Source organism: Methylovirgula ligni, assembly GCF_004135935.1.
GTDB classification, from domain to species: Bacteria; Pseudomonadota; Alphaproteobacteria; order Rhizobiales; family Beijerinckiaceae; genus Methylovirgula; species Methylovirgula ligni.
This window is the reverse complement of sequence record NZ_CP025086.1, coordinates 687,693-712,057: the sequence shown is the minus strand read 5'-3', so window position 1 is coordinate 712,057 and position 24,365 is coordinate 687,693. Positions and strand designations below refer to the sequence as shown.

General features: G+C 63.6%; 21 protein-coding genes. 8 read left to right on the top strand and 13 right to left on the bottom strand.

The window, feature by feature from the left end; genetic code table 11:
- Positions 1-82 precede the first annotated feature (82 nt).
- The 5 genes from infB to CWB41_RS03335 form a co-directional block, all read right to left on the bottom strand.
- Positions 83-2,746, bottom strand: coding sequence for a translation initiation factor IF-2 (gene infB, locus CWB41_RS03355; RefSeq protein ID WP_115837288.1), 2,664 nt, complete (start codon positions 2,744-2,746; stop codon positions 83-85).
- A 347-nt stretch (positions 2,747-3,093) separates the two neighbouring features.
- On the bottom strand, positions 3,094-3,795 hold the full coding sequence (locus tag CWB41_RS03350) for an RNA-binding protein (RefSeq protein ID WP_115837289.1): 702 nt from the start codon (positions 3,793-3,795) through the stop codon (positions 3,094-3,096).
- Between the two features lie 30 nt (positions 3,796-3,825).
- On the bottom strand, positions 3,826-5,433 hold the full coding sequence (gene nusA / locus CWB41_RS03345; RefSeq protein WP_115837290.1) for a transcription termination factor NusA: 1,608 nt from the start codon (positions 5,431-5,433) through the stop codon (positions 3,826-3,828).
- A gap of 45 nt (positions 5,434-5,478) precedes the next feature.
- Complete coding sequence (rimP, locus tag CWB41_RS03340) at positions 5,479-6,183, bottom strand: ribosome maturation factor RimP (protein WP_245411323.1); 705 nt, start codon at positions 6,181-6,183, stop codon at positions 5,479-5,481.
- Positions 6,184-6,422: 239 nt separating this feature from the next.
- Entirely contained in the window at positions 6,423-7,118 is a 696-nt protein-coding gene (locus tag CWB41_RS03335) for an O-methyltransferase (RefSeq protein ID WP_115837292.1), read from the bottom strand.
- A 148-nt stretch (positions 7,119-7,266) separates the two neighbouring features.
- Between CWB41_RS03335 and CWB41_RS03330 the strand changes: the two genes are divergently transcribed.
- The 7 genes from CWB41_RS03330 to CWB41_RS03300 all read left to right on the top strand — a co-directional run bounded on the left by CWB41_RS03330 (position 7,267) and on the right by CWB41_RS03300 (position 12,762).
- The gene (locus CWB41_RS03330; RefSeq protein ID WP_115837293.1) at positions 7,267-8,070 is read left to right on the top strand and encodes an AraC family transcriptional regulator; all 804 of its coding nucleotides are present in this window, start codon (positions 7,267-7,269) and stop codon (positions 8,068-8,070) included.
- Positions 8,071-8,232: 162 nt separating this feature from the next.
- On the top strand, positions 8,233-9,168 hold the full coding sequence (locus tag CWB41_RS03325) for a metallophosphoesterase family protein (RefSeq protein ID WP_115837294.1): 936 nt from the start codon (positions 8,233-8,235) through the stop codon (positions 9,166-9,168).
- Between the two features lie 17 nt (positions 9,169-9,185).
- A complete protein-coding gene (locus CWB41_RS03320; RefSeq protein ID WP_115837295.1) occupies positions 9,186-9,503 on the top strand; it encodes a cupredoxin domain-containing protein in 318 nt (105 codons plus the stop codon).
- A gap of 33 nt (positions 9,504-9,536) precedes the next feature.
- On the top strand, positions 9,537-10,079 hold the full coding sequence (locus tag CWB41_RS03315; RefSeq protein WP_115837296.1) for a sigma-70 family RNA polymerase sigma factor: 543 nt from the start codon (positions 9,537-9,539) through the stop codon (positions 10,077-10,079).
- A complete protein-coding gene (locus CWB41_RS03310) occupies positions 10,076-10,846 on the top strand; it encodes an anti-sigma factor family protein (protein WP_115837297.1) in 771 nt (256 codons plus the stop codon). The genes CWB41_RS03315 and CWB41_RS03310 overlap by 4 nt, the downstream gene beginning before the upstream one ends.
- A gap of 122 nt (positions 10,847-10,968) precedes the next feature.
- Positions 10,969-12,207, top strand: a complete 1,239-nt coding sequence (locus CWB41_RS03305; RefSeq protein ID WP_115837298.1) for an argininosuccinate synthase — start codon at positions 10,969-10,971, stop codon at positions 12,205-12,207.
- Between the two features lie 243 nt (positions 12,208-12,450).
- Entirely contained in the window at positions 12,451-12,762 is a 312-nt protein-coding gene (locus tag CWB41_RS03300; protein WP_115837299.1) for an SWIB/MDM2 domain-containing protein, read from the top strand.
- A gap of 130 nt (positions 12,763-12,892) precedes the next feature.
- Here CWB41_RS03300 and CWB41_RS03295 read toward each other — a convergent pair whose 3' ends face one another.
- From CWB41_RS03295 to CWB41_RS03260, 8 genes are all read right to left on the bottom strand, one after another.
- Positions 12,893-13,522 (bottom strand): TMEM175 family protein, encoded by a 630-nt coding sequence (locus CWB41_RS03295; RefSeq protein ID WP_115837414.1) that lies wholly within the window; start codon positions 13,520-13,522, stop codon positions 12,893-12,895.
- Positions 13,523-13,575: 53 nt separating this feature from the next.
- A complete protein-coding gene (gene pgi, locus CWB41_RS03290; protein WP_115837300.1) occupies positions 13,576-15,222 on the bottom strand; it encodes a glucose-6-phosphate isomerase in 1,647 nt (548 codons plus the stop codon).
- A gap of 57 nt (positions 15,223-15,279) precedes the next feature.
- Entirely contained in the window at positions 15,280-16,500 is a 1,221-nt protein-coding gene (locus CWB41_RS03285; protein ID WP_342633314.1) for an FAD-dependent oxidoreductase, read from the bottom strand.
- 41 nt (positions 16,501-16,541) lie between these two features.
- Positions 16,542-17,078 carry a L,D-transpeptidase gene (locus tag CWB41_RS03280; RefSeq protein WP_245411325.1) on the bottom strand — a complete coding sequence of 179 codons (537 nt, stop codon included), beginning with the start codon at positions 17,076-17,078 and terminating at the stop codon, positions 16,542-16,544.
- Between the two features lie 142 nt (positions 17,079-17,220).
- Positions 17,221-19,167, bottom strand: a complete 1,947-nt coding sequence (gene acs / locus CWB41_RS03275) for an acetate--CoA ligase (RefSeq protein ID WP_115837302.1) — start codon at positions 19,165-19,167, stop codon at positions 17,221-17,223.
- Positions 19,168-19,411: 244 nt separating this feature from the next.
- Entirely contained in the window at positions 19,412-20,092 is a 681-nt protein-coding gene (locus tag CWB41_RS03270) for a hypothetical protein (RefSeq protein WP_129396386.1), read from the bottom strand.
- A gap of 106 nt (positions 20,093-20,198) precedes the next feature.
- Entirely contained in the window at positions 20,199-20,927 is a 729-nt protein-coding gene (locus tag CWB41_RS03265) for a DUF1223 domain-containing protein (RefSeq protein ID WP_245441062.1), read from the bottom strand.
- Between the two features lie 199 nt (positions 20,928-21,126).
- Positions 21,127-22,326, bottom strand: a complete 1,200-nt coding sequence (locus CWB41_RS03260; protein ID WP_245411327.1) for a lytic murein transglycosylase — start codon at positions 22,324-22,326, stop codon at positions 21,127-21,129.
- A 180-nt stretch (positions 22,327-22,506) separates the two neighbouring features.
- On the opposite strand from CWB41_RS03260, the gene CWB41_RS03255 reads away from it, so the two are divergent.
- Entirely contained in the window at positions 22,507-24,348 is a 1,842-nt protein-coding gene (locus CWB41_RS03255) for a CHASE3 domain-containing protein (RefSeq protein ID WP_115837305.1), read from the top strand.
- Positions 24,349-24,365: the final 17 nt, after the last annotated feature.

Below are 24,365 nucleotides of genomic sequence, written 5' to 3'. Positions count from 1 at the left end.
CGCGCGCCGCAGGGCGGCGCGCATCCAATGTTATTCGGTCATGAATATAGCGGGAGCGCTCAAGCCCTAAGGGGCCTGTGCCTTACAGGCTCCGCTTGATCTCCTGGACATTGTAGCACTCGATCACGTCGCCGACGCGCATGTCCTGGTAATTCTCGAAGGCCATGCCGCATTCCTGTCCGGCGACGACCTCCTTCACTTCGTCCTTGAACCGCTTCAGCGTCGAGAGCTTGCCTTCGTGCACGACGACATTGTCGCGGATCAGGCGCACATTCGCGCCGCGCTGGACGGTGCCATCGGTCACGCGGCAGCCTGCCACCTTGCCGACCTTGGAAATGTTGAACACCTCCAGGATAAGGGCGTTGCCGAGCATATCCTCGCGCAGAGTCGGCGGCAGCAGACCCGACATCGCCGCTTTCACGTCATCCACGAGATTGTAGATGATGTTGTAATAGCGGATTTCGATGCCCGCCTGCTCGGCGAGGTTACGCGCCTCCTTGTGGGCGCGGACGTTGAAGCCGATGATGATGGCGTGCGAGGCTTCCGCCAGGGTCACGTCCGACTCGGTGATGCCGCCGACGCCGGCATGCAGCACGCGGGCGGCGACTTCCTCGGTGTTGAGCTTCTCGAGCGTCGCGACGATGGCTTCGACCGAGCCTTGCACGTCGCCCTTGATGACGAGCGGAAATTCCTTGCGGGCCGCCGCCTTGAGCTGGGTCATCATGTCGACGAGCGAGGTGCGCGCGCCGGTGCCGCGGGCGGCGGCTTTCTCGCGCTTCTGGCGCTCGCGATATTCGGTGATTTCGCGCGCGCGCGCCTCGGTCTCGACAACAGCGACGCGATCGCCAGCCTCCGGCGAGCCGGAAAAGCCGAGAATCTCGACGGGTGTCGAGGGCCCGGCGCTTTCAATCGTCGCGCCCTTGTCGTCGATGAGCGCCCGCACACGGCCCCATTGCGAGCCGCCGACGACGAGATCGCCGACATGCAGCGTACCGCGCTGAACGAGCACGGACGCGACCGGGCCGCGGCCGCGGTCGAGCCGCGCCTCGATGACGGTGCCTTCGGCCGTGCGGTCGGGATCAGCCCTGAGGTTGAGCAGTTCGGCCTGCAGCGAGATCAATTCGAGCAGCTTGTCGAGGTTGGTCTTCTTGGTCGCCGAGACTTCGACCTCGAGCGTCTCGCCGCCGAGGGATTCGACCTGCACTTCATATTGCAGCAGTTCCTGACGCACGCGCTCGGGCTTGGCGTCCGGCCTGTCGATCTTGTTGATGGCGACAATCAGCGGCACGCCGGCGGCGCGCGCATGGGTGATCGCCTCGATCGTCTGCGGCATGACGCCATCGTCTGCGGCAACGACGAGCACGACAATGTCCGTCACCTTGGCGCCGCGGGCGCGCATCGCCGTGAAGGCGGCGTGGCCGGGCGTGTCGATGAACGTGACGAGCTCGCCGTTTGGCGCCGTCACCTGATAAGCGCCGATATGCTGGGTGATGCCCCCGGCCTCGCCGGAGACCACATTGGCATGGCGGATCGCATCGAGCAGCGAGGTCTTGCCGTGGTCGACATGGCCCATGATCGTGACGACAGGCGGGCGCGGCACGAGATTGGCGTCGGTGTCGGGCGTGTCGAACAGACCCTCCTCGACATCGGACTCGGCGATGCGTTTGACAGTGTGGCCCAATTCCTCGGCGAGGAGCTGCGCCGTATCGGCGTCGATCACATCGGTGATCTTCACCATCTGGCCTTGCCGCATCAGAAGCTTGATGACGTCGACGCCGCGCTCCGCCATGCGGTTCGCGAGTTCCTGGATGGTAATCGTCTCGGGCAGGACGACTTCGCGCGACAGTTTTTCCTTCTGCTCGGCGACATGGCCCTTGAGCCTCTGGGTGCGGCGGCGGAAGGCCGCGACCGAGCGGGTGCGCTCGTCCTGCTCGCCGGTGGCGGCGGTGACAGTGAGGCGGCCGCGGTTCTTCTGCTCGCCGCCGCGCGTCGGACGCGGAATGACGACCTTGGTCGGCATGCCTGGCCGGCGGATGATGCGTTTGGCCTCTTCCTCCTCGGTGGTCGGGACCAGCGGCCGCGCGGCCGCAGGTGCCGCGGCGGAGGCCGTGAGGCCGAGCGGCTTGCGGGCAGCGGGTGCTGCGGAGGGGAGCGGCGCGGGCGGCGGGCCGCCGACTTCGATCCGGCGCTTGGCCTCCTGCTCCGCCCTGCGTTTGGTCTCGGCATCGTGGGCGCGGCGCGTGTCTTCCTCGCGCTTGCGCTCTTCGGCGGCAGCGCGCTCTTCGCGTTCGTGGGCTTCGCGTATCTCGCGCGCCTTGGCATCGTCCACGGCACGGCGGCGCTCTTCCTCTTCGCGTTCACGCGCGCCGGACAGGGCGCGGGAGCGCGCTTCCTGCTCTTCCTCGGTAAGGGTGCGCAGCACGACGCCGCCGCGCGGGGCGCCGGTGCGCGAAGGCTCCTGGCGCCGCTCCTGCTGCGGTTGCGGGCGCTCCTGATGCGAAGGCTGCGGGGCGCGTGCCTCGGTCGGGGCGGGCGCGGCCGGGGCGGGCGCAACCGCCTCGCGCGGCGGATGCACTTCGCCGGGCGCCAAGGTCCGGCGCTTCACCTTCTCGACGACCACGGCCTTGGTGCGGCCATGCGAAAAGCTCTGCCGTACGATCCCCGATTCCACCGGTCGTTTCAGCGACAGTGTTTTGGTCGGGGCGACGGACAGCGTGCTGTCGCCGGAATTTTTCGAGTCAGTCATGCGTTCCCAATCCGGGCCAAGCCCAATTCACCGAGCTCCGGAGCATGTTCCGAAAAAGTTGCGCGACTTTTTCGGAACATGCTCCAAATATTAAATCCGGCGCGATTTCCAATGGCCGGATGATCCCATCCCGCCGGAAAGCGCATTGCGCCATTATAACCAAAAGCCGGCGCGATGGCCGGCTCGGCCCCTCCAGCCCTAACGGCCGCGAAACGGGGCCTTACATTCGCGTGCTCTTGAGCGCGCGGCGCCCTGTCGGGCGGCTTTTGCTTCTTCCTATGTCGTTTTTCCCAAGCCTGCCTGCAAGGTGCGCCGGGGACGCTTATCACGTTTAAACCGCTGTTACCTCATGCTTTCGTCAACTCGGGCGGAGGCGAGAACGCCTCCGCTCCCGGCTCCAGCTCGTCTGTCGCCGGCGCCGCGCTCGGCCCCGAAAGATAAATTTCCAGGCGCTTGCACTGGTCAAGAAAGGCCTGTGCCGCCGCGCCCCGCGTGACGGCAGCATGTATCACATTTGTGCCGCCCAGTGCCAAACTCAATTGCGCCTCGGTAAAGAGTTTAATTTCCGCCACGTCCGCCCCGGCGCGGCGCAACGCCTGGTGCAGCTTGCGGCTGCCGTCCGCGCTGCCGTCACTGGCGCCGATCAGGCCCGCGACCGTGCCGGCTTGCGCCGCCGCCGTGACCTTGGTGAAGCCCGCGACGACCACCCCGGCCTTTTTCGCGAGCGAAAGGCTCTGGAGACAGGCCCGCTGCATCAACTCGGCGACGTCCTCCGGCAGGGTTTCGGAGACCCGTACCTCGGCCTTGAACCCGCGTGCGAAAGCCTTGCGCTTGACCGCCTGGGCGACGACCTTGGCGTCCGCCGTCACCCAGACCCCGCGGCCGGGCAGCTTGTGCCGCAAATCCGGCACGACCGCACCATCCGGGGCGCGGACGAAGCGCAGCAGGCCCTCCGGCGCCGCTTTCGCCCGTGTGACGATGCAGGTGCGCTCAGATTCGCGCTCGGATTCGCGCTCGCTGGCAAGCTCGGCTTTCGTCGGACGGTCCAAGCCTCTCTCCGTTTCGTGCGCCGCCTCGGTTTAGTGCGCCGCCGGGGCTTCTTCGGCCGTCTCGGCTTCCACTTCCGGCGCGGCCAGCGCGGCCTCGTCCACCCAGCCCGCCTTGACGCGCGCCTTCATGATCAACGCCTCGGCCTCTTCGCGCGAAATTTCGACGCCGTCGAGGAACCCAAGGTGCTTGACCGTCTCGTTATCCTTGCGCTCGCTCCAGCCGATGAGATCGTCGGTGGCGCAGCCGGCGAGATCCTCGATCGTCTTGACGTCGTTCTCGCCGAGTTTCACCAGCATGACGGTGTTGAGGCCGCTGATCTCGCGCAATTCGTCGGCGACGCCGAGCTCCTTGCGGCGGGCCTCAAGCTCGGCCTCGATCTTGGCGAGATTCTCGCGCGCCCGGTTCTGGATTTCTTCCGCCGTGTCGGCGTCAAAGCCCTCGATCGAGGCGAGTTCGGACGGTTCGACGAAAGCAAGTTCCTCGACCGAGCGGAAGCCTTCGGAGGCCAGCAACTGGCCGACGACCTCGTCGACGTCGAGCGCCTTCATGAAGATGTTGGTGCGTTCGACGAATTCCTTCTGCCGCCGCTCGGATTCCTCGGCTTCGGTCAGGATATCAATATCCCAGCCGGTGAGCTGCGAGGCGAGACGCACGTTCTGGCCGCGCCGGCCGATGGCGAGCGAGAGCTGGTCGTCCGGCACAACGACCTCGATGCGCTCGGAATCCTCGTCGAGCACGACCTTCACGACTTCCGCCGGCTGCAGCGCATTGACTATGAAGGTCGCGGCATCCTGCGACCAGGGAATGATGTCGATCTTCTCGCCCTGCAACTCGTTGACCACCGCCTGCACACGCGAGCCGCGCATACCGACGCAGGCGCCGACCGGGTCGATCGAGGAATCGCGCGAGATGACCGCGATCTTGGCGCGCGAGCCCGGGTCGCGGGCAACCGCCCTCACCTCGATCACGCCGTCATAGATTTCCGGCACTTCCTGGCGGAAGAGCTTGGCCATGAATTGCGGATGCGTGCGCGACAGGAAAATCTGCGGGCCGCGCTGCTCGCGCCGCACGTCGTAGACATAGGCGCGCACCCGGTCGCCGGGACGGAACTGCTCGCGCGGGATCATCTCGTCGCGCCGGATCGTCGCTTCACCGCGGCCGAGGTCGATGATGACATTGCCATATTCGACGCGCTTGACGACGCCGTTGACGATCTCGCCGATCCGGTCCTTGAACTCCTGATATTGCCGGTCGCGTTCGGCCTCGCGCACTTTCTGGACGATCACCTGCTTGGCCGATTGCGCGGCGATGCGGCCGAAGTCGAAGGGCGGCAGCGTCTCGGCGATCCAGTCGCCGACCTGCGCGGCGGGGTTCTTCTTGCGCGCCTCGGTGAGGGTGATTTCCTTGGCGTCATTCTCGATCTGATCGACCACCTGCAGCAGGCGCGAGAAGCGCACTTCGCCGGTCTTGGCGTTGATCTCGGCGCGCACTTCCGTCTCCTGCCCGTAGCGGGAGCGGGCGGCCTTCTGCATCGCGTCCTCCATCGAGGCCAGCACGATCTGCCGGTCGATGGATTTTTCCCGCGCGACCGCATCGGCGATCTGCAGAAGTTCGAGCCTGTTGGCACTGACGGCCATGAACGTTCTCCTTAAAATCCGGCTGCGCCTTCGCGCCAGCGGCGGTTAGCTTTGGGTCTTCTTCGATTTGGATTTGCTTGCTGCAGGCTTCGGCCCGGCTTGCGGTTTGGCTTTCGGCCCGGCGAAGCGGCCGGGGCCGCGTCGCGGCGCTTCGTCTGTCTTTACGCCTTCGGTTTCGGCACCTTCGGCCTCGGCCTGTTTGGCGGCGCGCAACGCGGCGCGGATCAAATCTTCGGTCAGCATCAGCTTGGCTTCGGCCAGATCGGCGAGCCGTAATGTCACCTCGGGATCTTCGTCCGGCTTGGCATCCGTGCGGCGCAATTTGACCTGTGTCTGCGCGCCGTCGTCGTGAAGACCCTCGATCAAGCCGCGAAATCTCTTGCGGCCGCCGACCGGCGCCACCGTTTCGATTTTCGCCTCATGCCCGAGGGCGCGGAGAAAATCCGAAGCGCGCACCAGCAGCCGGTCGATGCCGGGCGAGGAAATCTCCAGCCGATAGCCGCCGGGGATCGGATCCTCGACATCGAGCACCGGCGAGAGCGCCTGGCTCACGATCTCGCAATCCTCGACCGACATGCTGCCGTCCGGCCGCTCGGCCATGATCTGCACCGTCGCGCCATCCCTAGCGGAAACCTTTACGCGCACGAGGCGAAAGCCGAAATCGGCGAGCACCGGCGCGCTCACCCCGGCGATGCGCGCGGCGAGGCCCGTTTCCGAGATAAAACGCTTTTCGTCCAACGTCGCTTGCAAATCCGACTCGTCTCTGGCGGGCGCCAATGCGCCCGTAACTTATTGATTTATTGCATTCTCTTGCGGTTTTAACGCGCGTCCGCCGGCGGCAATAAAAAAGAGCGGGTCCGGCGGGCGGCCCACTCTCAAAACCCGATCACCGGACGATGACCGCTATGAGGAATTACAACGAAGCGGAATATACATTTCTGCGGCCGGTTTGCAAGGTTTCCGAACCGGCTGACTGGCTTCCGTCGCGATCATGAGGTTCTCACGGTGAATTCGTTGCCGCGGCCTTCGTCCACCGGAAGCGGTTGCGAGACATAACCGTTCGCGGGATTGCGGACATAATCCAGATATCCCGGGTCGAAGGCGTTCTCCCCAAGGATCACGGCTCCGGTCTTCAGGCGCGGTTCGATCAGCTTCAGCACCGGCAGATAAAGGGAGAATGCGCCGTCGACCAGCAGCAGATCGACCTCGCCGCCCACATCCTTGAGCGTCTCGAGCGCGTCGCCTGCGCGAATCTCCACCAGATCGGCAAGGCCCGCCGCATCGAGGTTGGCGCGCGCCCGCGTCACCTTGGCCGGCTCGAGATCACTGCCGATCAGATGCCCTCCGCCATTGTCCCGGAGCGCGGCGGCGAGATAGATCGTCGAGATTCCCATCGATGTGCCGAACTCGACGATCCGGGTCGCCTTGCGGGCGCGTGCGATCATGTAGAGGAAGCGGCCATAGGCTGGCGAGACGGCGAGAAAGTTGTCCGCGTAGCGGCGATAAATCGTCCGATAGTCGGCCCGTTCTTCGGCGATCATATCCGCGACCACCTGCTCAACCGATGTGCCGGGGGCCTCGATGGCCGCCATCATCGCCTGGAGATGCTCGCGGTCCGACGCCTCGGCGTCCTGATGAAGTCTGTCCAGAATCCGGGCGACACGCCCGCTGCTCAGAATGTTCATGAGTTTCCCTTCCCGATTGCGAAGGCCACAAGGGCCTCGACTGGTCCGTAGCGATCGGATAAAGGGAGGAAGGTTTGGCGTCATTCCGAAGTCTGGACAGAATGTTATCCAATCTCGCCAATCCCGCTTCCCGATCTGATGGCGCGCCGTGCCTGTCCTGAGCTCCCCGTCCGACTGGATTGATCCCGACGAGGTGCCCCGTCCTGTCGTGGCCTTCGGGGCCGCGATGGCCGAAGTCGGCAAGATTGAACTGGACCTCCACAGGCACATGAAGGGACAGGTCCTGCTGGTGCAGCAGGGCGCGCTCAGTTGCGAAGTGGAAGGTGGATTATGGATCGTGCCCCCGCGCAGCGCCGTGTGGATACCCGGCGGAGCACTTCATGCCATCAAAGCGTCGGGTATGCTCGAAGGTTTCGCTGCCTTCGTCGATTCCGCTGTCAGCCGGGGGCTGCCCGAGGTCTGCTGCGCCGTGTCGGTGACACCGCTGCTGCGCGAGCTTCTGATCCGCTCCGCGCACCTGCCAGCCCTTTATGAAGAAGGCGGCGCGAACTCGCGCTTGATGGCGGTGCTTCTCGACGAACTCGCGGCGGCGCAAGTCGAGGACTTGCATCTGCCGATGCCGGCTGACACGCGCCTGCGCAAAATCGTCGATTTGATGATGGCCGCGCCGGCGGATCGGGGAACCCTGGACGTCTGGGCGAAGCGGGCGGGTCTCAGCGAGCGCACCTTGGCGCGAACGATCAGCCGGGAAACTGGCATGAGCTTCGGCCGCTGGCGCCAGCAGCTTGGCGTCATGCTTGCGGTGAAATGGCTCGCCGCCGGTGCGTCGATCCAGCAGGTCGCTGCCGACCTCGGCTACGAGAGCGTGCCGAGCTTCGTGACGATGTTTCGAAAGGCGCTGGGCACCTCGCCGGGTCGCTATATGGCGGAACGCCATGCCGGCCGATCTTGAGATTTGGGGATCGAAGGTCCGGCTTCGCCGCTCCGTTCTTTGCGTGGTGCCCGGACGCTGAAAAGCTGCACATTCGCCGCGCATAAAAAAAAGTGCGCGGCGGCGGGAATAAATCCATCGCCACCTGAGTCTCCTGATCAACGCACAAGCAGGGAGACCAGAATGACCGACAATAACGATCCGTCTCGCCGCAAGGTTCTTGAGTGCATGACCTGGGCCGGGACCGGCGTGCTTTGGACGCTTGCGGGCGGAGTTCCGAAATCACGCGGTCTCCTCGATGACACCGCCGCCGCGGCGGAAATAGATGACTTCGCCTTCCTCCAGATTTCCGACAGCCACATCGGCTTCAACAAGGCGGCCAATCCCCATGCGCTTGATACACTGAAGGAAGCTATCGGCAAGGTAAAGGCCTTGCGCGTCAAGCCGGCCTTCATGATCCATACGGGCGATATCACGCACCTCTCGTTGCCGGAGCAATTCGATACCGCCGCTCAAGTTATCGGCGAACCCGGTCTCGATGTGCATTACGTGCCCGGCGAACACGACCTCATCGATGCAGATAACGGCAAGCTTTATCTCGATCGTTATGGCGCCGGAAAAAAGGGCTCAGGCTGGTATTCTTTCGATCATCAGGGCGTGCACTTCGTCGGCCTCGTGAACGTCGTCAATCTGAAGGCGGGCGGTCTTGGTTATCTCGGGGCGGAACAACTCGCTTGGCTGGCCGATGATCTCAAGGCCAAGTCGAATTCAACGCCGATCGTCGTCTTCGCTCATATCCCGCTCTGGACGATCTACGCCGATTGGGGATGGGGGACCGACGACGGCGCGCAGGTGCTGCAGCTATTACGGCGCTTTGGCTCGGTCACTGTTCTCAACGGCCATATCCACCAGATCATCCAAAAGGTCGAAGGCGATGTCACTTTCCATACCGCGCGGTCGACCGCTTTTCCGCAGCCGGCCCCCGGCGCGGCGCCGTCACCCGGCCCGATGAAGGTTCCCGAAGCGCAATTGCGGCGGTTCCTGGGCCTCACCAGCGTCGCGGTCAAATTCGGTTCGCAGCGCCTCGCGGTGACCGATACCACGCTGGCGGACGCATAAGCCGGGAGGCGGAAGCCATGCGTGCGGAAAAGTCTTTCCTGGTCGTTGTCTTATTGCTCGTTGCCGGAACCGCGCCGGTTGCTGCCGCCGCGACTGTCTCGATCTCGAATTTCACGTTTCAGCCGAGCGATCTTCACATAAGGGCTGGGGATACGGTGACCTTCAAAAACGATGACGACATTCCCCATCGCGTCGCCGCAGAAGACGGCAGCTTCGCGACCAAGGCGCTTGATACGGATGACGTGGCAAGCGTCACGTTCGTGAAGCCGGGATCGTTCCCATATTTCTGTACAATTCATCCGCACATGCGGGGTAAGATCACCGTCATGCCCTGAATTCTCTCTTCAGCGGTATATTGGAACATTAATTTGGCGCACAGCGACGAGGCGGCTGCCGAACGTTTTCGGCACATCGTCGTGCCGCATCTAGCGGACGCGCTGTCGCTTGCCCGCTGGCTCACCGGGAATGGGTTTGATGCTGAGGATGTCGTGCAGGAAGCTTGCGTGCGGGCGTTCTCGGCAATCCAGTCTTATGATGGACGCGGCGAACGCGCCTGGTTGTTGAGCATCGTGCGCAACACCTGTTTCACCTGGCTTGCGAAGAACCGGTCAAGGAATCTCGTTCTTATGGGAACGCCGGCCGAGCTAAGCGAGGCGCAGGGGGCCATTCACGAGGATCTCGCGCTTGATCCGGAGGCGGATCTGATCAGGAAGGCCGACGTGACTCTGATCGAAGCGGCGATCAGCAGCCTGCCGCAACCCTATCGGGAAGTGCTTGTGCTGCATGATATAAATGACCTGAGCTACAAAGAGATCGCGGCGATGATGTCGATTCCGATAGGGACAGTTATGTCGCGTCTGTCGCGGGCGCGTAAGCAACTCGCCGCGCAACTCGGACAGGCAACGCAATGAAACGCATTTCGCCCGCAGATCATCTGCTTCTGCATGCACTCGCTGACCAGGAATTGGATGCGGCTGCGGCGTTGCCGCTTGAGGCGCGGATCGAGACCGATCCGGCGCTCGCCGACGAATATGCGCGCATCGTCGCGCTCAAGGATCGGCTCAAGGGTCTGCCCAAGCAGGAGGTTTCGCAGGACTTTGCCGCCCGCATCACGGCGATTGCGGGCGGCAAATCATCATCGGGGCGAGCGCGAATTTTGTCGCTTGATCACGTAGACTGGCGCGCGCTGGCCGCCTGCCTCGTTCTGACAGCCTTGCTGGCGAGCGCCGGCACCTATCTCGTCACCGCGCCGCGTAGCGATGCGGCCATTGAAGACGAGATAGCGAATGACCATCATCGGAGCCTTTTAGCCTCCAGCCAGACCGACGTTCTTTCCTCCGAGCGCCATACCGTCAAACCGTGGTTCGACCGGAAGCTGGGGTTGTCGCCCCCGACGATTGATCTTGCAGGCGAAGGGTTCCCGCTCGTCGGCGGCCGCGTCGCGGTCGTCGCGGGCAATGCTGTCCCGGCGCTCGTCTACCGACGCCGGCAGCACTTGATCACTTTGGTCGCAATGCCGCAGAGCGCCGGGCAGGATCAGGTCGAGACACCACACGCAATGGTCGTTGACGGCTACAATACGGTACACTGGGCCGCTGGGGGCTTCAAATATTGGGCGATCTCCGATCTCGATGCGGACGAGCTCGAGAGTTTTGTCACGGCTCTGGGGGCGAGATAGGATTTTTTGGTCCGGTCCCCGTCCTGCGGAACGGATTGGCAATTGCGCCGCATTCGGCTCTTGCACCCCTGAGCGCGCCCTCTATAGTCGCGCCGCTTTCAAAACCCTCCTTCGAGAAGAAAATGTCCGATCCGAAAAAGATCAAGCGCGTCGTCCTCGCCTATTCCGGCGGCCTCGATACCTCGATCATCCTCAAATGGCTGCAGACGACCTACGGCTGCGAGGTCGTCACCTTCACCGCCGATCTTGGCCAGGGGGAGGAACTTGAGCCCGCGCGGCAGAAGGCGCTGCTCCTCGGCATTAAGCCCGAGCATATTTTCATCGAGGACCTGCGCGAGGAATTCGTCCGCGACTATGTCTTCCCGATGTTCCGCGCCAACGCGCAATATGAGGGGCTTTATCTGCTCGGCACCGCCATCGCGCGGCCGCTGATCGCCAAGAAGCAGATCGAGATCGCCCGCAAGGTCGGTGCCGATGCGGTGGCGCATGGCGCGACCGGCAAGGGCAACGATCAGGTGCGTTTCGAACTCGCCTATTATGCGCTGGAGCCGGACATCAAGGTGATCGCGCCGTGGCGCGAATGGGACCTGACCTCACGCACCGCGCTGCTCAATTTCGCCGAGCAGAACCAGATTCCGATCGCCAAGGACAAGCGCGGCGACGCGCCTTTCTCGGTCGATGCCAATCTGCTGCACGTTTCCTCCGAAGGCAAGGTGCTGGAAGACCCCGCGCAGGACGTGCCGGATTACGTCTACTCGCGCACCGTCAATCCGGAGGATGCGCCGGACAAGCCGACCTTCATCGAGATCGAATTCAAGTCGGGCGATCCCGTCGCTGTCGACGGCGAGGCTCTGTCGCCGGCGGCTCTGCTCACGCATTTGAACGCGCTCGGCCGCGTCAACGGCATCGGCCGGCTCGATCTCGTCGAGAACCGTTTCGTCGGCATGAAATCGCGGGGCATGTACGAAACGCCCGGCGGCACGATCCTGCTCGCGGCGCATCGCGGCATCGAGCAGGTCACGCTCGATCGCGGCGCGGCGCATCTCAAAGATGAGCTGATGCCGAAATATGCGGAGCTCATCTACAACGGCTTCTGGTTCTCGCCGGAGCGCGAGATGCTGCAGGCACTGATCGACAAGTCGCAGGAGTTCGTCACTGGCAAGGTGCGGTTGAAGCTCTACAAGGGTTCCGTCGGTGTCGTCGGCCGCTCGAGTCCCTATTCGCTTTACGATCAGGATCTCGTCACTTTCGAGGACGGCGCCGTCGCCTACGATCACCAGGATGCGGCGGGCTTCATCAAGCTCAATGCTCTGCGCTTGCGCACGCTGGCGCGGCGGAAAAGCAAGGCGAAAGCGAAGTGACTCCGAAAAACGCCCCTTGGAGGCGCAGCTATGCGATTTGCGCATGGCTATGGCCCTCGGGGTGCCTCCTGCGGGGCTCTCGGCGCCCTGGGGCGGCGCGTGCGGCGCAATGAGCAAGAATTGCCCTGAATAAATGGGTCGAAATTGCCAATTCCGCTTGCGGTCCGTTTGCCAGCGCAGCGATTTTAGGTACTAGGGCAATGAGCCCGTGTTGGTTCGCGCGATTCGATTGGAGAGAGAGCGATGCCTAGCGCACCGAAAAAGACTGCCACCAAAGCCAAGGCCCCCGCCCCCAAGAAGACGGCGGCGCCCGGTATCAGCGCCTTCAACAAGCCGTTGACGCCCTCCAAGGAACTCGCCGCCGTTGTCGGTGCCGAGCCGCTGCCCCGCACCGAAGTGGTGAGCAAGGTCTGGGTCTATATCAAGAAGCACAAGCTGCAGAACCCGGCCAACAAGCGCGAGATTCTTGCGGACGACAAGCTTCAGGCTGTCTTCGGCAAGAAGTCCGCCACCATGTTCGAACTGAACAAGTTCCTCGCCAAGCACCTGAAATAAGCGCGCGGCAACACAATCGTCATTGCGAGCCAACGGGTCTGGCCTTCGGCCGGCCCGATGGCAAACTCAGCGAAGCAATCCGGGATAGAAACGGTTTGCTTTGCCGCGCGCTCTGCCATTGTTGCCGGCCTCACAATTTCGGTAAAAATCCGATCCGCGGCGCCAGCGCGTAATTCAACTGCACGAGCAGAATGAATCCGAGCGCCCAATAGGTGTTGATCAGGCAGAGCGCGGCGCCGAAGGCGTAAAGACTTTGCGCGCCGATCACGCGCCGCTTGAAGGCTTGCTGCACGACCTGCGTCACATCGGCCTTCACCAATTGCGCACGGATCGCATAAGACCAGCTCGCATACAGAAGTATGCCGAGCAGCAGGATGTTCGCCCAATAGACGACAAGCGCGACACGATAGGCGATGAATTCCGCCATCAGCGATGTCGAGAAGGGCGTCAGCGATACCGAAAACAGAAAGGCGAGATGCAGCCAGGAGAGGTCGCGATCGCTGCGTTCGAGATGGTTGAGCTGGGTCTGCTGGCCGACCCAGAAAATGCCGAGCGTCAGGAAGCTCATCAGGTAGACGAGCAGGCGCGGCGCGATGGCGAGGATCGCCCGCCACAACTCGCCCTCGCTGTGGATCGCCTCCGCAGCGGGCGTATGCAGATCGAGCACCAGCAGCGTCATCGCCACGGCGAAGACGCCATCGCTGATGGCCGCCAGCCGCTCGATGCTTTGCCCGGCGATGCGATTGTAATAGTTCAGCACGGCTGGATGTCCCCCATTCTTCGCGCCGATCTTGGGCCGAGCGCGGCCTTGCTTCAAGTCTTGCGTAAAGCGCGCAGATGCGCGAGCAGGCCTGCCGTCGAGGCATCGAGGCCGGTCGTGTCCGCCGCCGGATCGGCCGAGAGCGGCGCGAGTCGCAGCGCCAGTTCCTTGCCGAGTTCGACGCCCCATTGATCGAAGGGGTCGATGTTCCAGATGACGGACTGGACGAAGACCTTGTGCTCATAGAGCGCGATCAGCCGGCCGAGCGTGCGGGGCGTCAGGCTCTTGTAGAGGAAGGTGCTCGACGGCCGGTTGCCCTCGAAGACCTTGTGCGGCGCCAGCGCCGCGATGGCTTCGTCGTCGAGGCCCTGCGCTCGCAATTTGGCTTCGACTTCGGCCCGCGTGCGGCCGCGGAACAAGGCTTCGCTTTGGGCGAGGCAATTGGCGACGAGCAAGGGGTGCTGCGCCGGGTCGCTCGCGAGAGGTTCCGCCGCGAGGAGGAAATCGACCGGGACGATCTCGGTACCTTGGTGGAAGAGCTGGAAGAAGGCGTGCTGCGCATTGGTGCCCGGCTCGCCGAAGATTACCGGCCCCGTGGACGTGCCTGCGGCCGCGCCCGAAAGATCGACCGATTTGCCGTTCGATTCCATTTCGAGCTGTTGCAGATAGGCGGGGAAGCGCCCCAGCCGCTGATCGTAAGGGATCACTGCCTGCGCCGCACAATCCCAGAAGTCGCGATACCAGATTTCGATCAGCGCCATCAGCACGGGGATGTTTTCGGCGAGCGGCGTTGTCGTGAAATGATTGTCGACGTCTTCGCCGCCGCGCAGAAAATCCTCGAAATTCTGTTTGCCGATGCCGATGGCGAGCGACAGCCCGATCGACGACCAGAGCGAATAGCGCCCGCCAACCCAATCCCAGAAGAGGAAGCGGCAGTCCTCCGGGATGCCGAAGGCGGCGACCTCCTTAGGCGCAGTCGAGACGGCGGCGAAATGCGCCGGCACGGCCGCTTCGCCCAGCCTGTCGATCACAGCCCGGCGCGCCGCGCGGGCGTTGGTCATCGTCTCGAGCGTCGTGAATGTCTTCGAGCTGACGACGAAAAGCGTGCGCGCGAGATCGACGCGCTTCAGCGTGTCGGCGAGATCGGCGCCATCGACATTGGCGACGAAGTGAAGATCGAGATGCGGCGCGACGAAGGGCGAGAGTGCGCGCGCCGCCATCGCCGGCCCGAGATCCGAGCCGCCGATTCCGATATTGACGACATGGGCGAAGCGCTCTCCTGCCGCGGTTTTCAGGCCGCCGTCGCGCACGGCTTCGGCGAAGGCGAGCATCTTGTGCCGTTCGGCCAGAACCTCGGGCATCACGTCGCGGCCTTGCACCTGCATCGGCACGCCGCTCATAGTGCGCAGGGCCATATGCATTGCGGCCCGGCCTTCGGTCGGATTGATGGTGGCGCCGGCGAAAAGCACCGCGCGACGCTCTTCGAGCTTCGCGGCGCGGGCGAGATCGAGGAGCAGCTTGAGCGTCGTGCGGTCGATCCGGTGCTTCGAGAAATCGAACAGCAGATCGTCAAGCACGACATGAAAATCGGCGAAGCGGCGCGCATCCTTCGTGAACAGATCGGCGATCGTCACATCATGAAAATCGCTGAGATGCGCTTCGAGTGCAAAAAACGCTTCGGAAATTTCGGGACGGTCCATGGCTGATCCGGATCGAAGGGTTTGGGCTCTCTATCACAGGGACGGTCGCGGCCGCCATCACACACGCACGCGCTCCGGCCGGAAGCCGAGGCCGATGACGCGCGCGGGAATCCGCCGCAGCCAAGGAAAATACTGGAAGAGCCGCATTGGCCAGGGCGGTGGCAGCGGCCGGTCCTGCGCAGCGAGAACGTTGGAGATCACCCGCTTCTGGATAAAGACCTGCAGCGCCTGCATGAGCTTGACCGCCAGTTCGCGCCGGTGCTGTACCTCGGCGAGCATGGCAGTGCTCGGCGTCTCCTTGCGTGCCAGCGTCGGCGCCAGGATATTCGCTGCGGCGATGGCGTCCTGAATCGCGAGATTGATGCCGACGCCGCCGACCGGCGACATGGCATGCGCGCTATCGCCGATGCAAAGAAGGCCCGGCCGATGCCACAGCGCCAGCCGGTTCACCGTCACCGTCAGCAGACTGACATGGGTCCAGTCGGCGAGTTCGGCGACACGGTCGGCCATGAAGGGCGCGAGTTGCGCGACACTGGAGCGCAGGACATCGATGCCCTGTGCTTTCAAGACGTCGAAGCCGCCCTTGGGAATGACATAGCCGCATTGCCATTGATCGCCGCGATTGATCATCACCAGAAACTTTCCGGCGGCGATGCGGCCGAGAGGCTCCGAAGTGTCGCCGGTGCGACGTGTGAGCTTGAACCAGAGCACATCCATCGGCGCGCCGATATCCGTTGGCGTGAACCCCGCCTTTTCGCGCACGCTCGAACGGCGTCCGTCGGCGCCGATGGTCAGGGCGGCGCGGATTTCGAGCGGGCCTTGCAGCGTCTGCGCTTTGACGCCTTTCACCACGCCGTCCGCGATAACGAGATCATCCACATCGGCGTGCATGATGAGCCGGAAGTTCGGATAGTTTTGTGCCTCGCGCGCGATGAAATCGAGAAAATCCCATTGCGGCATGAAGGCGATGAATTTCGCCCGCGTCGGCAGATGCGAGAAATCGGCGATGGCAATGCTCTCGTCGCCGAATTGCGCCGAAAGAATCGTCGCCTCCTGGTGCGGCAGGGCGAGAAACCTATCGTAGAGGCCGAGATCGTCCATCGCCTGCAGGGTCGAGGGATGGATCGTGTCGCCGCGGAAGTCGCGCAGGAAGTCGGCGTGCTTCTCCAGCACGATCGTATCGACCCCGGCGCGGGCGAGGAGCAGTCCCGCCATCATGCCGGCGGGGCCGCCGCCGGCGACCACGCAGCTCGTTTCAATAATCTGGGCCAAACGCACCTCCCGCACCATTCTAGGGCGGAAGGGACGCGGCGGACAGGTCAGGGAATAGCGAGAACCGGCGTTCCGACATTGACCCGCTGATAGAGGTCGACCACGTCCTCGTTATACATGCGGATGCAGCCATAGGAGGCGGCGGTGCCGATCGAGCGGCGCATGGCCTTGGTGGTGCCGTGGATCGCAACCTGATAGCGCGACAGGGTGATTGCCGCCGCCCCCATCGGGTTGTGCGGCGAGCCGCCGGGGATGAAATGCGGCAGATACGGATGATCGTGCGCGACGATGGCCGGCGGCGACCAGTTCGGCGCCAGATATTTACCCTCGACCGAGGCTTCGCCGAGCCAGGCCATGCCGCGCTTGCCGATCGCGACCGGATAGCGGATGGCGCGGCCGTCGCCCTCGGTGAAATAAAGTGCGCGCTGACGCTGGCTGATGATGATCTCGCCGGCCGGATAGGCGGTCGAGAAGTGAACGTCCTGCTGCGCGGCTAGGGTCGGCGCGACCGCGCCGAGCATGACAGTACCAACGAACGCGAACACGGCCGGCGCAATGCCAGCCCGCTGACTCAAGGTGCTCATAACGCCCCCCGCACAAACAAACTTCAGTCCGCGGCGACGATAGCGAGTGTCGCAGCGGGCTGGAGTCTATTTTGCACAGGCGCGTTAAAATCCTCTTGCCGTGTGGCGCGGACGCCGCACGTGGCGCCGATTCGGCCCTGGCTCAGAGCTTCTTGCGCTCGCGGATCAGGTCCTCGACGACGGCCGGGTCGGCGAGGGTCGACGTATCGCCCAGCGCCTGAAACTCGTTCTCGGCGATCTTGCGCAGGATGCGGCGCATGATCTTGCCGGAGCGGGTCTTCGGAAGGCCGGGGGCGAATTGCACGATGTCGGGCGAGGCGATGGGGCCGATTTCCTGCCGCACCCAGGCGACGAGATCCTTGCGCAGCTTGTCGCTCGGCTCGTGGCCGTTGATCAGAGTGACATAAGCGAAAATGCCCTGGCCCTTGATGTCGTGGGGGAAGCCAACGACTGCGGCCTCGGCGACGCGCTCATGCGCGACGAGAGCGCTCTCGACCTCGGCCGTGCCCATGCGGTGGCCGGAAACGTTGATCACGTCATCGACGCGGCCGGTGATCCAGTAATCGCCGTCCGCATCGCGGCGGGCGCCGTCGCCGGAGAAATATTTGCCCGGGAATGAGGCGAAATAGGTCTGGATGAAGCGGTCATGGTCGCCGAAAACCGTGCGCATCTGGCCGGGCCAGGAATCGGCGATGACCAGAATGCCTTCGGCCGGCCCCTCCTGTACGACACCGCTGCCATCGACGATCTCAGGCTTGATGCCGAAGAAGGGCTTGGTCGCGGAGCCGGGCTTCAAGGGCGTCACACCGGGCAGGGGCGTGATCAGATGGCCGCCGGTCTCGGTCTGCCACCAAGTATCCATGATCGGGCAGCGGCTGTCGCCGACGACCTTGTAATACCATTCCCAGGCTTCCGGATTGATCGGCTCGCCGACGGTGCCGAGCAACCGCAGCGAGGCGCGGCTGGTCTTTTTCACCGGCTCTTCGCCCGCGCCCATCAGCGAGCGGATCGCCGTCGGCGCGGTGTAGAAGGTGTTGACCTTGTGCTTGTCGACGACATCCCAGAAGCGCGAGATCGTCGGATAGGTCGGCACGCCCTCGAACATCAGCGTCGTCGCGCCATTGCAGAGCGGCCCGTAGAGAATGTAGCTGTGGCCGGTCACCCAGCCGACGTCGGCGGTGCACCAGTAGATGTCGCCGTCGTGGTAGTCGAAGACATATTGGTGCGTCATCGCCGCATAGAGGAGATAGCCCGCCGTGGTGTGGACGACGCCCTTCGGCGTGCCGGTCGAGCCCGACGTATAGAGAATGAACAGCGGATCTTCGGCGCCGACCGGCGTCACCGGGCAATCGGGCGAGACGTTTTCGATCTCTTCGTGCAGCCAGAAGTCGCGGCCCTTTTCCCAATGGATGTCGCCGCCGGTGTGCTTCACGACGATGACCTTGTTGACGATGAACGGCACTTTTTCGAGCGCCGTATCCACATTTGCCTTGAGCGGAACTCTCTTGCCGCCACGCAGGCCCTCGTCAGAGGTGATCAGCAGCTTGGAGCCGCAATCCTTGATGCGGCCGGCGAGCGAGTCGGGCGAGAATCCGCCGAACACGACGGAATGAATAGCCCCGATCCGCGCGCAGGCGAGCATCGCATAGGCCGCCTCGGGGATCATCGGCATGTAGATCGTGACCGTGTCGCCCTTCTCGATGCCATGCGCCTTCAGCACATTGGCGAAGCGGCTGACACGCTCGTGCAATTGGCGATAGGTGATCTTGAGGCTGCGGGAGGGATCATCGCCCTCCCAGATGATCGCCACCTGATCGCCGCGCTTGTCGAGATGCCGGTCGATGCAGTTCAGGGCGATATTGGTGACGCCGTCCTCGAACCATTTGATATGGACGTCGCCCGGGCCGAACGAGGTGTTCTTGACCTTGGTGAAAGGCTTGATCCAGTCGAGGCGGCGGCGGGCCTCGTCACCCCAGAAGCCGTCCGGATCATTGATCGAACGCTTGTACAGCGCCTGATACTTGTCTGCGTCGATAAAGGCGCGATGCGCCCATTCCCCGCTCACGGGATAGACGAGAGACTCAGACATACTTCCTCCCAGTGACTTCTTATGTGGCGGCCTCGTGAGTGGCCGGCGCCGTCACTTCGTTTACGTCATTGATCGGGAAATGCCTCCGGCGTCGGCCGGACGCACCGCCTTCCGCCACATTATGCGCCACGGGCGGGCGCCGAACAAGGCGGCTAAAAGGCGGAGATGTCGCGGTTATCTTTCGCCCGCAGGCCTTCGGCCGGAAAGCTTGCCAATTCGCAAGCCGGGAGCGTCCCGGGCAGGCTCAGTGGCACTCGTGTGCGGCCTGGTCGAGCGCCTGGCGCACACCGGCGAGGGAATAGGTGTCGGTCGTTACCTTCCCCCGGCTGGAAGCGGCTTTGACGATAAGCTTGGCATTGTGCCGCAGCGCGGCGACGAAATGGCCTTCTTCGGCCGGGTTCTTGATCCAGGCGTTGCGGCCCTTGGAGACGAGATCGAACGTTGTCCCCGCGACATCGGCCTCGGCGTCGCCATCGTCCTTCATGGGGAAGCCCATGGTGATCGAGATTTCGTTGTGAATGTGCTCGCCGGGCCGGTTGGAAATGAACACATAGCCCGGATCGCGCTTCAGATTCGCCGGCTCGCGGCTCTTGGGCTGGGCGAGAACGTAGCAGGTCTTGTCGTCGCCGTTCTCGGCGACGAAGGCGCCCCAATCGCCGTAGCTGCCAACCTGCGTCGGCTTGGTGTGGTCCGCCTCGGCCGCGTGGCCGGCCTTGGATTTCTTGCCCTTTTTGGCGCTTGTCTTGGTCGTCGTCTTCTTCGTCTTCGCCGTCTTGTGATGGTGGGTCGAGCCGGTCGTATCGTCATCGTTGGCGGCGACGAGGAACGGCGTGCGGGCGGCGTCCTGCGCGCGCGCCGGGACAGCGGCAGCGCCGCATGACAGGAGAAGCGTGGCCGCAAAAGCCAGGCGGGTACAGCGAATCATGTCCGGCAACATATCCTGTTTCGAGGCGCGAGGGCGAGACAGTGGAATGAAACCGGCGATCGGGGCAAAATTCCGGCTTGAGACGGATTGGCGGCGGTCCGGCAGATTAAAGACCTTCACTCTTGGCCGCACCGAGGATCGCGCCCGGCTGCCCCAGCGAGCCACGCTGCAACAAGACGACATAGCCTTCGTCGTCGCTGCGCAATTCCGTGAGGTTGAGGCTCAGCGGCGCGCCGTCCCAGTCGCCGACCTTGCGGATGGCGCGCACCACGTTCGTGTAGGTGACGCTGCGACCCGAGTTCTCGCCGCGTGAAATCAGTACCGTGCGCGTCCTGGCGACCCGCAGCACATAAATCCCCGCCGGTTCGGCGGCGCCGCGGCCGATGTCGATTTCCAGTTTGCCGCCGGATTCGCGCAGATGCGCGGGAACGCTCAGAGCCATGCCGCCGGACTTGCCATGCGCAATGGCTTTTTCGATCGCCGCACCGTCGCTGCCGACGGCATCAAAGAGGCCGTCAATCACGGCTTCGGGGGTGTAGACGTGCGGATCGGTGCGGCTGTTGGCATAGGCCTGCTGCCGGGCGGTGAATTCCGGCGCCGCAAGCGTATCCTTCCAGCCGATATAGTCCCAATAATTGATGGCGAAGGTCAGCGCCACGGTGTCGGGCCGGCCGGCCAATTTGGTCAAAAGGCGGTCGGCGGGCGGGCAGGACGAGCAGCCCTGCGACGTGAAAAGCTCAACGACGCCGCCGATGGCGCCGGACGTCGGCGCGGCAAGCGCGGCGGTGCTCGCGAAGAGCCCCGCAATCACCCAACTCTGTCGCAGAAAACCCAATAAAAGCATTTATATAAGCTACTTTTTCCCAGCCCCGGCAGCTTAAATCAGACCGCGTCAGGCGCGAGTCAATTCCCGGTGAAATTTGCGATTGCGGGAACACTTCCAAGTGAAGTGCCGAAGGTCTTGAAATACGTGCAGCGGATATCGCCCCTGCGGCGTGTAATATCGCAGAGCAAATTTAATTTGTTGATGCCTGTCAATGGCTGCGGAGCGCCGTGAGCACCGATTGGCTGGCGCGGCCCGTCGGCTTCAATCCGGAGCGGCGCTGAAAATCGGAGATCGCTTCTTGCGTCTTATGTCCCAGCACCGCGTCGATCTTGCCGCCGATGTCATAGCCATGCTGGATCAAGAGCCGCTGGACTTCGCGGCGGCCGGCGCGTGACAGGCCGGGATCGTCCGTCGGCCAGGGGGTGACGATCGGCCCGTGTCCGCGCAGCCGGTCCGACAGAAGCGCGATCGCCAGCGCGTAGGACTCAGCGGCGTTGTAAGAAAAGATCGCATTGAAATTGCGGCTCACGAGAAAGGCCGGCCCGCGTGGCCCGGCAGGCAACAGCAGGCCATAAGCGCCCTCGCCGGACAGCGGCGCGCCATTGATGTGGGTAAAACCGCGCCCCGCCCAGGCCGCAAGCGGCTGCTTGCTGGCGCGCCAGCTATCGCGGGCCGGATAGCCCGGCGGCACTTTCACCTCGAAGCCCCAGGGCAGGCCCGGGATCCAGCCGCTGCGGTGCAGATAATTCGCGGTCGAGCCCAGCGCGTCCGGCACCGAATTGATGACGTCGCGCCGTCCGTCGCCGTCGAGATCGACGGCGAGCCGCAAAAAGGTCGAGGGCATGAATTGGGTATTGCCGAACGCACCCGCCCAGGAGCCATTGAAATTGGCCGGGTTGGCGTTGCCCTCGCCGACGATCTGCATCGCGGCGAGGAATTCGCGATGGTAATAGCTTGGCCGGATCGAGTTGGAGCAGACGAGGCTCGCCAGCGATTGCAGCACCGGCTTGTTGCCGAAATTCTGGCCGAAATTCGATTCGACGCCCCAGATCGCCGCGACCACCGAGCCGCTGACGCCATAGCGCTGTTCGGCCACGTTGAGCCAATGTCCCCATTTGGCGATGGCGGCGCGCCCGTCGGCGACACGCTCGTCATCGACGAGAGCGGCGATATAGTCCCAGATCGGCGTGGTGAATTCCGGCTGCGAGCGCTCAGCCTGAAGCACGTCCGGATTGAAGGTCAGGTTGGCCGTCGCGGCCTCGGCCACTTGCGCCGGAACCCCGTGCGCCTCTGCCTCAGTAGCAAGGCCGGCGACGCAGGAGTGGAAATCGGCGCGGACCGGCTGGGTCACGGTAAGCGCGAGGAAAAATGCGGCGGCGAGCGCCGGGGCGGGAGAGAATCGCATCATTCGTCGAGTCTATCGCAAACCGGTCGCAGGGACCACGGCGGCCGGTCATCGCCCCGCGCCTGAAAAATCCCGCGCCTTTTTCGGACGGAGTCTCTAGGCGCCTGTTTCCTCAATAAGTTTTCTTTACGAACGGGCAGCTTGGCGTATCCTGCCGGCAAGCGGGGTTGGAGTTTCGTGCAGATGCCGGCGCGCAGAGCATCCCTGATTTCATCGGTTCCTCTGCTTATTGGTTTCGTTCTCCTCTTTATCGCGGCGGTCAGCACGGCCTTCCTCGCGCACCAGCAACAGGAAATCGATACGCGAATCCGCCATACGTTTCAGGTGAATGATACGCTGGAACGTATTCAGACCCTCACCACGGACGCGGAATCGGGACAGCGCGGCTATCTGCTCACCAATCGGCTGGCCTATCTCGATCCCTATAATCTCGCGAGGCGCGCGCTTCCGCAGGAACTCGACACGCTGCAATCCGAACTGGGCGGCAGTTCGACGCCCGAACTCACGGATTTGCGCGCGGCGGCTGCGGAAAAGCTGGCGGAGCTGCAAAGCACGATCGATTTGCGTGCCGCCAACAATCCCGCCGCGGCGCTCGCCATCGTGAACAACGACAGCGGCAGGCGATTGATGGATCGCATCCACAAAACGCTCGCCGCCCTGCATTCCGCACAGGAACACCTTCTCGAAAACCGGTCGGTCGAGGCGGCGCAGCTCAACGCGAGCCGAAGCACCCTGCTGCTCGGCAGCGTCCTCCTCGTCATCGTGCTCGGGATCGGAACGCTGCTCGACAATCGCCGCCGCGTGACGGCGCTCCAGCTTGCCAACAACCGGCTGCAGGCGGAGGCCACGGTGCGCCGGGCGGCGGAAACGCAGGTCCGCCAATTGCAGAAGATGGAAGCGGTCGGCCAACTGACTGGCGGCATCGCACACGACTTCAACAATATGCTGGCGATCATCGTCGGCTCGCTCGATCTGGCGCGGCGCAGGCTCACGGCCGGCGACACCGGCGGCACCGGGAGATACATCACCAATGCCAGCGAGGGCGCGCAGCGGGCAGCGGTGCTCACCTCGAGGCTGCTGGCCTTTTCGCGCAAACAGGCGCTCGAGCCGAAGGTCTTTGACGCCAACAAGCTTGTCGGCGGCATGTCCGAACTGTTGCGCAGCACGATCGGCGAGCAAATCCAGATCGAGACGGTTCTGGCCGGCGGCCTCTGGCGCACCTTTGCCGATCCGGCGCAGGTCGAGACGGCGCTGCTCAATCTGGCGGTCAATGCGCGCGATGCGATGCCGGACGGCGGTAAGCTGACGATCGAGACCGCCAACACCTATCTCGATGAACGCTATGCCGCCGCGCATAACGAGGTTGCTGTCGGCCAATATGTGATGGTCTCGGCCACCGATACCGGCGCCGGCATGGCACCGGATGTGGTCGAGCGCGCCTTCGAGCCATTCTTCTCGACCAAGGGCTCGGGCCGGGGAACGGGACTCGGTCTCAGCCAGGTCTTCGGCTTCATCAAACAATCGAACGGCCACGTTAAAATCTATTCGGAGCCGGGCGAAGGCACCACCGTCAAGATTTACCTGCCGCGCTATGTCGGCGCGGCCTCTGCGTTCGAGGCGGAAGGCGCAAGCTCTGAAATCCCGAACGGTCATCTCGACGAGATCGTGCTGGTCGTGGAAGACGATCCCATCGTCAAACGCATGTCCATCGAAGCCCTGCGCGAGCTCGGCTACACGGTCATCCACGCGCAAACCCCGGCCGAGGCGCTGCAGAAATTCGACGCGCATCCGCAGATCGCGCTTCTCTTCAGCGATATCATCATGCCGGAGATGACCGGGCGCGAGCTTGCCGAGCGTCTGACCGCTTTGCGCCCGGGGCTGAAGGTGTTGTTCACGACCGGCTATACGCAGAATGCCATCGTCCACAACGGCATCGTCGATCCCGGCACCGCCTTCCTGCCAAAGCCGTTCACCCTCGATCAACTCGCCCGCAAGGTGCGGGCGGTGATCGACGGCAAGGAATAAAGCGGCATACCAGGCAA

Coding starts and splice junctions, on each gene's coding strand:
- CWB41_RS03310 (WP_115837297.1), top strand. CDS start 10,076: ATGAAACGCATTTCGCCCGCAGATCATCTGCTTCTGCATGCACTCGCT.
- CWB41_RS03280 (WP_245411325.1), bottom strand. CDS start 17,078: ATGAGCACCTTGAGTCAGCGGGCTGGCATTGCGCCGGCCGTGTTCGCG.
- CWB41_RS03320 (WP_115837295.1), top strand. CDS start 9,186: ATGCGTGCGGAAAAGTCTTTCCTGGTCGTTGTCTTATTGCTCGTTGCC.
- CWB41_RS03325 (WP_115837294.1), top strand. CDS start 8,233: ATGACCGACAATAACGATCCGTCTCGCCGCAAGGTTCTTGAGTGCATG.
- CWB41_RS03270 (WP_129396386.1), bottom strand. CDS start 20,092: ATGATTCGCTGTACCCGCCTGGCTTTTGCGGCCACGCTTCTCCTGTCA.
- CWB41_RS03260 (WP_245411327.1), bottom strand. CDS start 22,326: ATGATGCGATTCTCTCCCGCCCCGGCGCTCGCCGCCGCATTTTTCCTC.
- nusA (WP_115837290.1), bottom strand. CDS start 5,433: ATGGCCGTCAGTGCCAACAGGCTCGAACTTCTGCAGATCGCCGATGCG.
- CWB41_RS03335 (WP_115837292.1), bottom strand. CDS start 7,118: ATGAACATTCTGAGCAGCGGGCGTGTCGCCCGGATTCTGGACAGACTT.
- pgi (WP_115837300.1), bottom strand. CDS start 15,222: ATGGACCGTCCCGAAATTTCCGAAGCGTTTTTTGCACTCGAAGCGCAT.
- infB (WP_115837288.1), bottom strand. CDS start 2,746: ATGACTGACTCGAAAAATTCCGGCGACAGCACGCTGTCCGTCGCCCCG.
- CWB41_RS03300 (WP_115837299.1), top strand. CDS start 12,451: ATGCCTAGCGCACCGAAAAAGACTGCCACCAAAGCCAAGGCCCCCGCC.
- CWB41_RS03305 (WP_115837298.1), top strand. CDS start 10,969: ATGTCCGATCCGAAAAAGATCAAGCGCGTCGTCCTCGCCTATTCCGGC.
- CWB41_RS03255 (WP_115837305.1), top strand. CDS start 22,507: ATGCCGGCGCGCAGAGCATCCCTGATTTCATCGGTTCCTCTGCTTATT.
- acs (WP_115837302.1), bottom strand. CDS start 19,167: ATGTCTGAGTCTCTCGTCTATCCCGTGAGCGGGGAATGGGCGCATCGC.